A 13,243-nucleotide genomic window follows, 5' to 3' on the forward strand; every position below is an offset into this window, starting at 1 on the left:
GGCGCTTGGGCGCAGCCGGGCGCGCCGGGGCAAGTCTGGTAATCTTGGTGGTCGCTAACACGTTCGAACTCCTCTCGATGTCCCGGCCACCGCGAGGCGGGGCCGGGAGTGATATGGGCACCATCAAACGCCGCAAGAGGTTTTTTGCAATGCAATCCCGCTCGCAATACGTCAAAGCCGCGTGAGACCGCCGTGCGCTGTTTTCCGCCGTGACCTTAGGGCAGTTTCGGCGCACTCCCGCCAGCCACCGTGCTGCCGTTGCCGGTCGCCCCGGTGTTCGGCAAGGTGCCCGGCATCACGGAAGCCGAACCCGGCGTCGCGGCCACGCCCTGATCGGAGCCGAGGTACTGGAAGAACTCGCCCTGCGGCGCCATCACAAAGGCCGTGTTGCCCGGCTTGAAGGCCGTGGCATAGGCGGAAAGCGAGCGGGTGAAGGCGTAGAACTCCGGGTCCTTGCCGTAAGCCTCGGCATAGATCGCCGAGCGTTTGGCATCAGCCTGACCGCGGATGATCTCGGCCTGCTTGTTGGCCTCCGAGGTGATTTCCACCGCCTGGCGATCGGCCTCGGCGCGCAGGGTCTGGGCCGCCTCGTTACCACGTGCGATCTCGTCGGTCGCATCGCGCTGCCGTTCGGCCTGCATCCGCGAATAGGTCGCATCAAGGTTCTGCTTGGGCAGGTCGGTGCGCGTCAGCCGCACGTCGATCACGTCGATGCCGAGGGTGGCCGCCTTCAGACGCGCATTGTCGCGGATCTTGTTCATCAGGCCGACGCGGTCATCCGACAGCACCGACTGCAGCTGCACCTTGCCCAGCACGTCCTTGACCTCGGGGCTGACGATCTTGGACAGGTTGTCGCGCGCCGCCTCGATGCCGCCCATGCCCACGGCACGACGGAACTTCTGCAGATCGACGATCCGCCAGCGGGCGAAGGCATCCACCACCAGACGCCGGTTGTCGGCAAAGGTGATTTCCTGCGAATCCGTCACCAGACCCAGGATGCGGTCATCGTAACGGAAGACCTCCTGGATGAAGGGCACCTTGAAATAGAGGCCGGGCTCGTCGACCACCTGCTTGACCTCGCCGAACTGGACGACCAGCACCTTTTCGCGCACATCGACGATGAAGACCGAGGACAGGGCCGCAGCCCCCACGATGGCCAGAACGGGAAGAACATAGACCATCTTCATCAGTTGCTTCCTCCGGTCGCGGCGGGTGTGGCCGGCTTGGCCGGGATCAGGCTGTTCAGCGGCAGATAGGGCACGGCGCCCTGACCACTGGAATTGTCCATGATCACCTTGTTGCTGCCGCCCAGCACCTGCTCCATCGTTTCGAGATACAGCCGCTTGCGGGTGACTTCGGGGGCCTTGGCATATTCGGCATAGACCGAGACGAAGCGGCTGGCGTCACCCTCGGCTTGGTTGATGGCCTGGGCGGCATAGGCCTGCGCCTCCTGCCCGGTTTGCGAGGCCTGACCGCGCGCCTGCGCCGTCACCTTGTTGGCATAGCCATTGGCCTCTTTCTGCAAGCGGTCGCGTTCCTGCTGGGCGGCCTGCACCGCGCGGAAACTGTCGGCCACTTCGGCCGGCACGTCCGATTTCAGAAGGTTGACGCGCACGACCGAAATCCCGCTGTCATAGGTATCAAGCGTCGCCTGCACCTCGCGTTCGAGGTCGTCTTTGACCTCGCCGCGGTCCTTGTTCAGGATCGGCGCCAGCTGGCTGCGCGCCACGATGTCACGCGCGGCCGATTCCGCCACGGCGCGGATCGTGTCCTCGGGGTCCTTCAGGTTGAACAGGAACTTGGCCGGATCGTTGATGTTCCAGACCACCTGAAACTCCAGATCGACGATGTTCTGATCACCGGTCAGCATCAGCCCGTTGTCCAGTTCGCCGCCGGTGCCGATGTCGGTGGTGCGCTGCTGGCTGGTGTTGACGATTTCCGCCGTCACCACAGGCCATGGCGCCACATGCAGGCCCTGACCCTTTTGCTGCGAGTATTTGCCGAGGAACAGCTCGACCGAGGTTTCGTTCGACTGCACCGTATAGAAGGACATGTAGGACCAGACGAGGCCCAGACCGATCGCCGAGGCCAGAAGCCCCTGCCGGGTGAACAGCCAGTTGCCATCGCCGCCCGACGGACCACCGGTGCCGCGGTTGCCATTGCCACCGCCGCCCATGATCACGCGCAAACGCTCCTGACCCTTGCGCAGCACCTCGTCCAGTTCGGGAATCTGGGGGCCCTGACCGCGCCGCTCTTCCTCTTTGCGCCGCTCGCCACGCCCTTTTTCGTCCTCGGGACCGTTTCCGCCGCCCCAGGGGCCATTCCCACCTGCCATCGGTTATCCTCTCTGATGTTCATGGGTAAACTGGGCATTGCCCATCGAAAATCAAGACATCCCGGGTCAATCTACCCGGGTTAATGCGCCCGGCGTCACAGGTTCGGGCGCCCCGGTCAATAGGCCGGATCAATGGGCCGGGTGATGCCGTGCCGGCTTGCGCATCGTGACCAGCTCTTCGGCGATGGTCGGATGCACCGCGACCGTGCGGTCGAAGTCCTCCTTGGTCGCCCCCATCTTCACGGCAATCGCCGCGATCTGGATCATCTCGCCGGCATCCGGCCCGACGATATGGCAGCCCAGCACCTGGCGGGTCGCACAATCCACGATGAGCTTCATCAGCACGCGGTCCTGACGCCCGGCAAACAGGCTTTTCATCGGGCGGAAGCTCGCAGCATAGACATCGACCCCGCCGCGCGCCTTGCCCTGCTCTTCGGTCAGGCCGACAGAACCCAGTTCCGGCTGGGTGAAGACGGCCGAGGCCACCATGGCGTGATCGGCCTTGGCGGGCACGCCGCGAAACACCGTATCGGCAAAGGCATGGCCCTCGCGGATCGCGACCGGGGTCAGGTTGACCCGGTTGGTCACATCGCCCACCGCATAGATCGAGGGGACCGAGGTCTGGCTCCATTCGTCCACGATGATCTCGCCCAGAGGGCCCATCTGCACGCCCAGCGCCTCCAGCCCGAGGCCCTTGGCATTGGGCCGGCGGCCGGTGGCATAGAGCACGAGGTCGAACTCGGCGCTGCTGCCGTCGGTCAGACTGGCGCGGATCGCTTCCGCCGTCCGCTCCAGCCGCGTCACATCGGTGCCGGTGCGGATCGTGATGCCATTGGCCTGCATGGCATTGGCGACATGGATGCGCGCCTCGTCGTCAAAGCCGCGCAGGATCTGGTCGCCGCGGTAAACCTGCGTGACCTCGGTGCGGAGGCCGTTCAGGATGCAGGCGAATTCGCTGGCGATATAGCCACCGCCCACCACCAGCATCCGCCGCGGCAGGGCCGGCAGGTGGAACATCTCGTTCGAGGTCACCGCAAGATCGGCGCCCGGAATCTCGGGCTTGAAAGGCCAGCCGCCGGTCGCGATCAGGATATGTTTCGCGGTGACGCTCTCGCCGCTGTCGAGCCGGACGGTATGGGCATCCAGCACCACGGCGCGGGTGTCATGCACGATCACCCCGGCCGATTTCAGCGTGTTGCGATAAGCGCCCTCCAGCCGGTCCAGCTCGGATTCCAGCGTCGCGCGGAACTTGGGCCAGTCGAAGGGCCCCGGCGCGATCTCCCAGCCATAGGCCACCGCATCGCGCATCGCCTGCGGAAAGGACGAGGCATTGACCATCAGCTTTTTCGGCACGCAGCCGCGGATGACACAGGTGCCCCCCATCCGGCTTTCCTCGGCCAGACCGACCCTCGCGCCGCCCTCCGCCGAGGCGATCCGCGCCGCCCGCACCCCGCCCGAGCCGCCGCCGATCACGAAAAGGTCGTAGTCAAAAGCCACGTCAGTCTCCCAGATCGCTGAAGATATTGTCCGAGGGCGCGAATTCGATCCGGCTGTCGGTCTCGGTGCCTTCGTTGATGTCGCGCACGGTGACCCGGCCATCGGGATGGCCGATCACGACGATATCACAGATATCAATGAAAAGCCCGTTTTCAACCACCCCGGGGATCTGGTTCAGCACCAGCGCCAGCTGGCGCGGGTTGCCGATCCGCTTCAGATGCAGGTCGACGATATAGTTGCTTTCGTCGGTCAGAAGCGGCCGGTCGCCGTTCATCCTGAGCGAAACCTCGCGGTTCATCACGTCCAGCGCGACCAGAGTCTCTTCGATCAGCGCCTTGGTGGTCTGCCAGCCGAAGGGGATCACTTCGACCGGCAGCGGGAAGGCGCCAAGTTGGGCGACCTCCTTGGCGGCATCCGCGATCACGATCATCTGGTCCGAGGCGGTGGCCACGATCTTTTCCTGCAACAGCGCCGCCCCGCCGCCCTTGATCAGCGCCAGCTGCGGGTCGAACTCGTCGGCGCCGTCGATCGTCAGGTCCAGCCATTTGGCATCGTCGAGCGAGGTCACCGGAATGCCGAGTTGCCGCGCCAGCTCCGCCGTGCGGGTCGAGGTCGGGACGCCGACGATCTTGAGCCCCTCCTCGCGCACCCGTTCGCCCAGACAGCGCACCATCCAGGCCGCGGTCGATCCGGTGCCGAGGCCGACCTTCATGCCGGACTGCACATAGTCCACCGCGCGTTTGGCGGCGACAAACTTGGCCTTGTCGATGGGCGAAAGATCAGCGGGCATGGCAGGCTCCTTATGGTCTGCGTCGCTTATAGCAAAGCCTCCGCCGGGGGCGAGCGGAAACCGCCACCACAGGCGCCCCGCCCTATTGCGACGCTTGACATGTGAGGCGGGTCACCTACATTGAGAATAATTCTCATTCACAGGCGCGACCCATCGTGAACATTCCCGAACCTTCGCTCAAGATCCCCCCTTCCGGACGGCTCGACCCGGCCAGCAAGGTCGGCTGGCGCAGCGCGCGCGGCGATGCCGCCCTGTCGGACGTGCACCGTTCGATCAAGCTGGGGGCCACGCCATGGAAGCGCTTCCTCGCCTTCCTCGGGCCGGGCTATATGGTCGCCGTGGGCTACATGGACCCGGGCAACTGGGCGACCTCGCTCGCCGGCGGGTCGAAGTTCGGCTATGTGCTGCTGTTCGTGGCGCTCTTGTCGAACCTGATGGCCATCGTGCTGCAATCCTTGTCGGCCCGGCTGGCGATCGGCTCGGGCCGCGATCTGGCCCAGGCCTGCCGCGACGCCTTCCCGCGCCTTGTCACCATCCCCCTGTGGCTTGCCGCCGAGGTCGCGATTATCGCCACCGACGTGGCCGAGGTAATCGGCACCGCGATCGGCCTCAACCTTCTGTTCGGCATCCCGCTGGAGCTTGGCGTCCTGATCACCGCGCTCGACGTTTTCCTGATCCTCTGGCTGCAACGCCGCGGTTTCCGCAAGCTGGAAGGCTTCGTGGTGGCCCTTCTCGCCCTGATCGCCGTCTGTTTCGGCATCCAGATCGTGCTGGCCAACCCCGACTGGGCCGCCGTCCTGCACGGTTTTGCCCCGACGACCGAGATCTTGCACAACCCCGAAATGCTGTACCTGGCGCTCGGTATTCTCGGCGCCACGGTGATGCCGCACAACCTCTATCTCCACTCCGCCATCGTCCAGACCCGCAACTGGGGCGATGGCATCGAGGAGAAGCGCGAGGCGCTGCGCTTTGCCACCATCGATTCCACCGTGGCGCTGATGTTCGCGCTGTCGATCAACGCCGCGATCCTGATCCTCGCCGCCGCCTCCTTCCATGCGTCTGGCCAGACCGAGGTGGCCGAGCTCAGCGACGCCCACAAGCTTCTCGGGCCACTGCTCGGCGCGGGCATCGCACCGATGCTGTTTGCCGTGGCGCTGCTGGCTTGCGGGCTGAACTCCACCGTCACCGCCACCCTGGCCGGACAGGCGGTGATGGAGGGTTTCCTGCAGATCCGCCTCGCCCCCTGGCTGCGCCGGCTGATCACCCGGGGCATCGCGATCCTGCCCGCCGCCGGGGTGACGATCTTTTACGGCGCCGAGGGCACCGGGCGGCTTTTGATCCTGACCCAGGTGGTCCTGAGCCTGCAACTCTCCTTCGCGGTGGTGCCTTTGGTCATGTTCACCGCCTCGCGCGCCAAGATGGGCGAGCTGGTGGCGCCGCGCTGGCTCGGGGCACTCGCCTGGCTGGTGGCGGTGGTGATCGTGGCGCTGAACCTCAAGCTCCTGTGGGATTTCGTGCTGACCTGAGCCGCAGGTCAGGACACGAGGCCGAGGCCCGCCAGACCCTGGCGCACCTCGGCCAAAGTGACTTTGCCGTCGCCATCGGCATCAAACCCCATCAATATCTTGGCCTGCGCCATCGCCGAGGGGGTGAGCGCGGCCAGCGCCGCAACCTCGCCGAGATCGGCGCGTTCGGCGGCGGAAACTACCGCATCGCCATCGGCATCGGCCGTGACGAAGACCGCTTCCAGCCGGTCGCGCGCGGCGCTGGCCAGGGTCGCCTCGGCCCCCGTCACCTCCGCACGCGTGACCGCGCCGTCGCCATCCAGATCGGCCATCAGCAGCGGCACGATCGCCGCAGCCCGCGCCCTGGCCCGCACCAGCGCCAGACTGGTGTTGACCTGATCTTCCGTGATGCCATCGCCCGCACCATAGGCCGCGATCAGGCTGGCGGTGCGRTCAAGATAGCGGGCCGGATCGGCCTTGATGGTCTGGATCAAAGCCTCGGGCAAAAGCGGCGCGGCCTGGGCGGCAAAGGGCAGCACAAAAGCAAGAACGATCGGGATCAGGCGCATGGGAACCTCCATTCTGGTGGTGTGTCGGATGGGATGATCCTGGCGCTGCCCGGGTTAAAACCGCGTAAACAAAACCGGAACATTTCAGCGAAATTCGCGCCTTTCGGCAATACCCGGCCAAGGTCGCCGCGGACGAGCCGCCATGTCGGTTTTGCACCTTGTTCTTGCGCCCCGCCCTCGTAACCTGCGCGCAATCCAAGGAGCCGCCATGACCCAAGCCCTCTACAAGCTGCATTACTGGCCCGATTCGGCCTCGACCATCGTCAGCCTGGTGCTGCGCGAGACCGGCGCCGCCTTCGAGGAGGTGCTGATCGACCGGCCGGGCGGCGCGCTCGACAGCCCGGCCTACCGGGCGCTGCATCCCCTGGGCAAGATCCCGGCGATGGAGACGCCGGACGGACCGATGTTCGAGACGGCGGCAATTCTGCTCTACCTCGCCGACCGCCACCCCGGCCTGGCCCCGGCGCCCGACAGTGCGGCGCGGGCGGCATTTCTGAAATGGTTCTTCTTCACCTCGACCAACCTGCATCCGACGATCCTGCAGGCCTTCTACCCCGACCGCATCGCCGGCCCGGCCTGCACGGCGCAGGTGGTGGAACGCGCCGGGGCGGCCCTGAAGGAGCAGTTCGCACTTCTCGATGCCATGGTCGCCGCCGAGGCGCCGGACTGGCTTTCGGCGCGGCCCTCGGCGCTCGGTTATTATGTGGCGGTCCTGGTCCGCTGGCTTTCGGACTTCCCGCCCGGCCATCCGGCCCGCATTGCGGCCGAGGATCTTCCGGCGCTGCGGCCGATCCTGCAGGCGCTGGAAACCACAGCCGCAGCCCTTGCCGTGGCCGGAAATGAGACCCTCGGCCCGGCAATCTTCACCCATATCGGCGCCTGAGGCCCCGCCGCACCGCGCCCCTTCCCCCATCGGAGAGACAACAGATGCTGACGCTTTACTACACGCCGCGGACCTGCGCGCTGGCCAGCCATATCGCCCTGATCGACGCCGGCGCACCGCATGATCTGCACCGGATCGACTTTTCCAAGGCCGAGCAGACCAGCCCGACCTATCTTGCGATCAACCCCAAGGGTCGGGTGCCCGCGCTTGCCACCCCGGGGGGCATCCTGACCGAGACGCCGGCGATCCTGACCTACATCGCGCAAAGCTTCCCGCAGGCGCACCTTGCCCCGGCTGATGCTTTCGCCTTTGCCAAGATGCAGGAATTCAACTGCTTCCTCGCCTCGACCCTGCATGTCGCGCATGCCCATGGCCCTCGGGGCAGCCGCTGGACCGATGATCCGGCGGCCATCCTCGCCCTGAAGCAGAAAGTGCCGCAGACCGTGACGGCGGGCTTTGCCATGGTCGAGGCGATGCTGGCCGCGACAGGCGGCCCTTTCGTGATGGGGGCCGATTATTCGGTGGCCGATCCCTATCTTTACACGCTTGCGACCTGGATCGAGGGCGACGGCGTCGACACCAGCGCCCTGCCCCGCGTTCTGGCGCATCGCGCGATGATGGCGGCGCGGCCTTCGGTGATCCAGGCGGTGGCGAAGGAAGGCTGAGCGCCTGGCCCCCGCACGCCAGGCAGGCTTCTGCCGCGCCAAACCCGGCGCGCGCCAGAGGCCGGCCAATCCGGCACAGGGGGCGATGAAACGGAACAGCCAGAACCAGAGCGGCATCTTGAACCTCCTGCCTCCTTCATCGCGCAGGAGGATTAAGACTTGCTGAACGCCGCCGCATCACAGCACCGGGACCCGGGCCATTCAGGGCAAAACGCGTCGTTTTTGGACTGGTCTGCGCGGCGGCGGCTGTCATAGTCGCGGCTCAACTTCCGGGGGCCGTGATGTTTCTTTCCGTCTTTGACATGTTCAAGGTGGGCGTCGGCCCCTCTTCCTCGCATACGATGGGGCCGATGATGGCCGCGGCGCGCTTCCTCGACACCCTGCGCAAATCGCCCTTCCATGCGGCGGGGCTGAAGGCCTCGCTCCACGGCTCGCTCGCCTTCACCGGGGTGGGACATGCCACCGACCGCGCCACGATCCTTGGCCTCGCGGGGTTCGAGCCTGCGACCTATGACGCCGCCAAGGCCGAGGAAACCCTGGCCGCGATCAGCGCCACCCACCGGCTGACCCCGCCCGGCCTGCCCGAGCTGCGCTTTGATCCCAAGAAGGATCTGACCTTCGACTATGGCCCCTCGCTGCCCGGCCATGCCAATGGCATGATCATCAAGGCCACCGATGCGCAGGGCGACGTCATCCTGGAAGAGACCTATTATTCGATCGGCGGCGGTTTCGTCCTGACCGCGGCCGAGCAGGCCGAGGCGGGCGGCAAGAAGGCCAAGGCCCGCGCCGATGTGCCCTATCCCTTTGAAACTGCCGCCGAAATGATGGAGATGGCCGCCAAGTCCGGCCTGACCATCGCGCAGATGAAGCTCGCCAACGAGCTGAAATTCCGCTCGCAGGCCGAGATCGACAAGGGCATCGCCCGTCTGTGGCAGGTGATGAACGACTGCATCTCGCGCGGCATGCTGGGCGAAGGGATCCTGCCCGGCGGTCTGAAAGTCCGGCGCCGTGCCAAGGGCATCCATGACGCGCTGATCGCCGAACGTGGCCTGAACATGACCGCGCCCCATGTCATCAACGACTGGATGAGCCTTTATGCCATGGCGGTGAACGAGGAAAACGCCGCCGGGGGTCAGGTCGTCACGGCGCCGACCAATGGGGCTGCAGGTGTCCTCCCCGCCGTGCTGCGCTATTATCTTGACCATGTGCCGGGCGCCTCGACCGCCCGAATCGCGGAATTCCTGCTGACCGCTTCGGCCATCGGCGGGCTCTGCAAGCACAACGCCAGCATTTCCGGCGCGGAATGCGGCTGTCAGGCCGAGGTCGGCTCTGCCGCCGCGATGGCCGCAGCCGCCCTTGCCGCCGTTCTGGGCGGCTCGGTCGAACAGGTTGAAAACGCGGCGGAAATCGCGCTGGAGCATCACCTTGGCATGACCTGCGACCCGGTCAAGGGTCTGGTGCAAGTGCCCTGCATCGAGCGCAACGGCCTCGGCGCCATAAAGGCCGTCTCGGCGGCGAGCCTCTCGCTGCGCGGCGATGGCCAGCACCTCGTCTCCCTCGATGTCTGTATCGAGACCATGCGCCAGACCGGCAAGGATATGCATGAGAAGTACAAGGAAACCTCGCTCGGCGGCCTTGCGGTCAACGTCCCGAACTGCTGATTGCGGGGGTGAGGACGGCAGCCCTGCGTCACGATTGACGCAGCGGCCCGCGACTGATTAGAAATTGATCAGACTGCGTGGATCGCAAGCCAGCTTCACATCGGACAGGATGGCAGGGCCATGGCCATTTATACCCATAGCTCGGGCCACATCACCCAACCGGCCGAGACACCGCCGACCGGGCTGACACCGATCCTCTTCATTTCAAGCGGGGCCGGGATTGCCTTCCACAGCGAACTGTCTTCGGCCACGCAGCTCGTCTACACGATCACCCCGACATTCGGTCTGAGCTACACGCTGAACATCTTCGGCGCTTTCGTCTTCGACGATTTTGGCAATTATACCGGCGCCGCCACGCAGATCACCTCGTTGAACCGCATGGTCGACGGAACCTTGATCGACACGATCAGCGCCATCCAGTCTGTCCCCAGCGCCGCTTTCGCCTTTCCCATCGGCGCCAGCACCGTGGACGTCCTGCTGCAGGGCAATGACCTGCTGCAGGGCTTTGCCGGACGCGATGCGATCTCGGGGCTCGAGGGCAATGACACGATCCACGGCTACGGCGGTCAGGACAATCTGGTCGGCGGGGCGGGCGCGGACAGGATCTATGGCGGCGGCGGCAACGATGCCCTGAGCGGCGGCTCCGCACATGAACTGGGCAAGGACCTGCTTGACGGCGGCACCGGGGACGACACGCTGGCGGCCTCGGAAAGCGGATGCACCCTCCTGGGCGGTGGCGGCAATGACGCGCTTTTCGGCAATGCCGGCGCGGATGTGCTGGACGGTGGCACCGGGGCGGACACGTTCTTTGGCGGGCTGGGCAATGATACGATCCATGTCGGCAGCAGCGCGGACCGGGTCTACGAAGACCCGAACGGCGGCAGGGACACGATCCTGACGACCATCAGCTTCAACGTCCTCACCCATCTCATCGGCTCTCCGCCAGAGATCGAGGTGCTGGACGCGCGCGACGCGACCCAGGGCGTGAGCCTGGTCGGCAGCGGTTCGACCGACATGCTTCTGGGCAGCGCACAGGATGATCACCTGACCAGCGGCCGCGGGCCGGGTGGTACGACGACCCTGGACGGGCGCGGCGGCAATGACACGATGACCGGCGGTCTGGGCGATGACCGCTACTATGTGGATTCGGCCGGTGACATGGTGATCGACCCGGGTGACGCCAACATCGTGCCCGATGGCGGCCTCGACACGGTCTATGCCAGCACCGACTACAGCCTTGCCGCGCTCCAGCGGATCGAACGGCTCTTTGCCAATGCCGGCGCCACCGGCCTGGCCCTCACGGGGAACGAATTCGCCAACACGCTGCGCGGCGGCGGCGGCGACGACAGGCTTGACGGCGGTCAGGGGATCGACCGGCTGACCGGCGGCCAGGGGGCGGATACCTTCGTGCTGCAGACCCGGACGGTCGACCGCGATGTCATCGCCGACTTCACCCATGACAGCGATCTGATCCGCCTGGACCAAAGCCGCTTTGGCGCGCTGGACGGTGCCATCGCCTTTGCCGACCGGTTTCTCGCCAATGCCACGGGTGCGGTGGCCGATGGCGGCACACTCGACACCCGCATCATCTACAACACCACCACCGGGCAGTTCTATTTCGACGCAAATGGCACCGCGGCGGGCAGGACCACCCTGATCGCCACCCTGACCGGGGCGCCCGATCTTGACGCTTTCGATTTTCTGATCGTCTAGCCAAACCACCGCGCGACAGGTCGGAATCGCGCTAGACCCTTGCCCCGCCCCTCCTGTAGGCGGGCGCAATGAAAGCAAATGACACCCTCCGCGGCGCCCTTCTGATGGTGGCCTTCTGCATCTTCGCGCCCCTGCTGGATGCCTGTTCCAAACTGGCCACGGCACAGATCCCGGTCGGCCAGATCACCGCCGCTCGCTTTGTGTTCCAGGGGCTTTGCATGTTGCCGATCATCCTGGCCCTGCGGCTCGACTGGCGGGCATCGCGGCGCGATCTGACCCTGCTTTCCCTGCGGGCCATCTGCCTGATCCTGTCGACCTACTGCTTTGTCGCCGCCGTGCAGTACATGCCGATCGCCGATGCCATCGCCATCGTCTTCGTCATGCCCTTCATCCTGATGTTCCTCGGCAAGATCATTTTCGGCAACCCGGTCGGGCGCAACCGGGTCTATGCCTCGATCGTGGGCTTTGGCGGCGCGCTTTTCGTGATCCAGCCGTCGCTCAGCCATTATGGCCTCGTCGCCCTCTTCCCCCTCGGCTGCGCGGTGTCCTTCTCCTTCTACGAGATGGCGACCCAGGCCATGTCGAACCGCGTCCATCCGGTGACGATGCAACTGCACACCTCGATCGCAGGGTCGCTGGTCTGCTTGCCGCTGCTCTGGGCCTTCAACGGCTCGGGCGTGTCCGAGCTTGACCCGGTCTCGCCCGATCTGGTCAACTGGGCCTATCTCTTCGGCGTCGGCTTCTGGGCTGCGGTCAGCCACCTCTGCATGACCGTGGCCATGAAATACGCCCCCGCCGCCACCCTCGCCCCGCTGCATTACCTGGAGCTGCCGATGGCGGTCTTCCTCGGCTATGCGATCTTCGGCGACTTCCCCAATGCGCTGACCTGGGTCGGCATCGCCCTCATCTCGGGCGCCGGGCTTTACATCATCCGGCACGAGCACCGCTCAGCAGCCCATCCAATGCCGCAGCCAAACCTGCCCGAGGCATTATGACCAGCATCAGGTCCGCGTTGAACCGCAACCGGACCTGAGGCTGCGACACCTCGTTCGAGGTGCCGATGATCCCGGCAGGGGTGAATTTCAGCCCCTGCAAGGGCCAGCGCAGCCCCTCGCTTTCGCCCTCCACCGGCCCCATCGGGAACAGCGACAGGCGTGAGCCGACCGGCAGGGTCAGCTTCAGATCGCGCGGCGCAAGGAAGGTCACGTCTGACCCGCTCAGGATCAGGCAGCGCTTGCCCGGATGGCTCACCAGCCCGGTCAGCACCGCCAGCCCATGGTCCAGCCTTTGCCCGGCAAAGCCAAGCCCCAGCACGAAGGGCGCCGAAATCGAGCGCAGGGCCTTGTCGAAATCCGTCGTCGCCTGTTCGGGAATCGGGTATAACCTGCCGGCCAGCCGCTTCTGCGCCGCGGGCGAGACCGAATCGAAATCGCCGATCACCGCCTCCGGCTCTGCGCCCAGACGCAGCAAACGGTCCGCGCCGCCGTCCGCCGCCACCAGAATCGGCGCAAAAAGTCGCGCCTGCGCCAGCAAGGAGGCTGAAATCCGCCCGCCGCCCGCCAAAGTCACGCCCTGTGTTGATTGGACAATAACCTTTGGCATGCTGATATTGTCCTTTGAATTAC

Annotated in this window: 12 protein-coding genes; 6 read left to right on the forward strand and 6 right to left on the reverse strand. The window is 65.6% G+C overall.

Features of this window, described 5'->3' with window-relative positions:
• Window positions 1-215 precede the first annotated feature (215 nt).
• The 4 genes from hflC to rpiA form a co-directional block, all read right to left on the reverse strand.
• Window positions 216-1,187 (reverse strand): protease modulator HflC, encoded by a 972-nt coding sequence (gene hflC / locus AC1DVR_RS08440; protein WP_478000110.1) that lies wholly within the window; start codon window positions 1,185-1,187, stop codon window positions 216-218.
• Window positions 1,187-2,335, reverse strand: a complete 1,149-nt coding sequence (gene hflK, locus AC1DVR_RS08445) for an FtsH protease activity modulator HflK (protein ID WP_478000111.1) — start codon at window positions 2,333-2,335, stop codon at window positions 1,187-1,189. The genes hflC and hflK overlap by 1 nt, the downstream gene beginning before the upstream one ends.
• 129 nt (window positions 2,336-2,464) lie before the next feature.
• Complete coding sequence (gor, locus tag AC1DVR_RS08450) at window positions 2,465-3,832, reverse strand: glutathione-disulfide reductase (RefSeq protein ID WP_478000112.1); 1,368 nt, start codon at window positions 3,830-3,832, stop codon at window positions 2,465-2,467.
• A 1-nt stretch (window position 3,833) separates the two neighbouring features.
• The gene (rpiA, locus tag AC1DVR_RS08455) at window positions 3,834-4,622 is read right to left on the reverse strand and encodes a ribose-5-phosphate isomerase RpiA (protein ID WP_478000113.1); all 789 of its coding nucleotides are present in this window, start codon (window positions 4,620-4,622) and stop codon (window positions 3,834-3,836) included.
• Between the two features lie 155 nt (window positions 4,623-4,777).
• On the opposite strand from rpiA, the gene AC1DVR_RS08460 reads away from it, so the two are divergent.
• A complete protein-coding gene (locus AC1DVR_RS08460) occupies window positions 4,778-6,148 on the forward strand; it encodes an Nramp family divalent metal transporter (RefSeq protein ID WP_478000114.1) in 1,371 nt (456 codons plus the stop codon).
• A gap of 8 nt (window positions 6,149-6,156) precedes the next feature.
• Here the strand turns inward: AC1DVR_RS08460 and AC1DVR_RS08465 are convergent, their stop codons facing one another.
• Complete coding sequence (locus tag AC1DVR_RS08465; protein WP_478000115.1) at window positions 6,157-6,696, reverse strand: EF-hand domain-containing protein; 540 nt, start codon at window positions 6,694-6,696, stop codon at window positions 6,157-6,159.
• A 208-nt stretch (window positions 6,697-6,904) separates the two neighbouring features.
• On the opposite strand from AC1DVR_RS08465, the gene AC1DVR_RS08470 reads away from it, so the two are divergent.
• The 5 genes from AC1DVR_RS08470 to AC1DVR_RS08490 all read left to right on the forward strand — a co-directional run bounded on the left by AC1DVR_RS08470 (window position 6,905) and on the right by AC1DVR_RS08490 (window position 12,613).
• A complete protein-coding gene (locus AC1DVR_RS08470) occupies window positions 6,905-7,579 on the forward strand; it encodes a glutathione S-transferase family protein (protein ID WP_478000116.1) in 675 nt (224 codons plus the stop codon).
• A 44-nt stretch (window positions 7,580-7,623) separates the two neighbouring features.
• Window positions 7,624-8,244, forward strand: coding sequence for a glutathione S-transferase family protein (locus AC1DVR_RS08475; protein WP_478000117.1), 621 nt, complete (start codon window positions 7,624-7,626; stop codon window positions 8,242-8,244).
• A gap of 281 nt (window positions 8,245-8,525) precedes the next feature.
• Window positions 8,526-9,905: an L-serine ammonia-lyase gene (locus AC1DVR_RS08480; RefSeq protein ID WP_478000118.1), complete on the forward strand. Its 1,380-nt coding sequence runs from the start codon at window positions 8,526-8,528 to the stop codon at window positions 9,903-9,905.
• A gap of 120 nt (window positions 9,906-10,025) precedes the next feature.
• Entirely contained in the window at window positions 10,026-11,618 is a 1,593-nt protein-coding gene (locus AC1DVR_RS08485) for a hypothetical protein (protein WP_478000119.1), read from the forward strand.
• Window positions 11,619-11,686: 68 nt separating this feature from the next.
• Window positions 11,687-12,613, forward strand: coding sequence for a DMT family transporter (locus tag AC1DVR_RS08490; protein ID WP_478000120.1), 927 nt, complete (start codon window positions 11,687-11,689; stop codon window positions 12,611-12,613).
• Here AC1DVR_RS08490 and AC1DVR_RS08495 read toward each other — a convergent pair.
• Window positions 12,546-13,220, reverse strand: coding sequence for a thiamine diphosphokinase (locus tag AC1DVR_RS08495; protein WP_478000121.1), 675 nt, complete (start codon window positions 13,218-13,220; stop codon window positions 12,546-12,548). The two genes, AC1DVR_RS08490 and AC1DVR_RS08495, sit on opposite strands and share 68 nt — an antisense overlap.
• Between the last annotated feature and the right edge of the window lie 23 nt (window positions 13,221-13,243).

The sequence above is a fragment of the Rhodobacter sp. P2_H5 genome (assembly GCF_056403335.1).

What these genes read in the sequence shown, in the direction of transcription:
- AC1DVR_RS08470 (WP_478000116.1), top strand. Translation starts at nt 6,905, where the DNA reads ATGACCCAAGCCCTCTACAAGCTGCATTACTGGCCCGATTCGGCCTCG.
- rpiA (WP_478000113.1), bottom strand. Translation starts at nt 4,622, where the DNA reads ATGCCCGCTGATCTTTCGCCCATCGACAAGGCCAAGTTTGTCGCCGCC.
- AC1DVR_RS08495 (WP_478000121.1), bottom strand. Translation starts at nt 13,220, where the DNA reads ATGCCAAAGGTTATTGTCCAATCAACACAGGGCGTGACTTTGGCGGGC.
- hflK (WP_478000111.1), bottom strand. Translation starts at nt 2,335, where the DNA reads ATGGCAGGTGGGAATGGCCCCTGGGGCGGCGGAAACGGTCCCGAGGAC.
- AC1DVR_RS08480 (WP_478000118.1), top strand. Translation starts at nt 8,526, where the DNA reads ATGTTTCTTTCCGTCTTTGACATGTTCAAGGTGGGCGTCGGCCCCTCT.
- AC1DVR_RS08475 (WP_478000117.1), top strand. Translation starts at nt 7,624, where the DNA reads ATGCTGACGCTTTACTACACGCCGCGGACCTGCGCGCTGGCCAGCCAT.
- AC1DVR_RS08490 (WP_478000120.1), top strand. Translation starts at nt 11,687, where the DNA reads ATGAAAGCAAATGACACCCTCCGCGGCGCCCTTCTGATGGTGGCCTTC.
- hflC (WP_478000110.1), bottom strand. Translation starts at nt 1,187, where the DNA reads ATGAAGATGGTCTATGTTCTTCCCGTTCTGGCCATCGTGGGGGCTGCG.
- AC1DVR_RS08485 (WP_478000119.1), top strand. Translation starts at nt 10,026, where the DNA reads ATGGCCATTTATACCCATAGCTCGGGCCACATCACCCAACCGGCCGAG.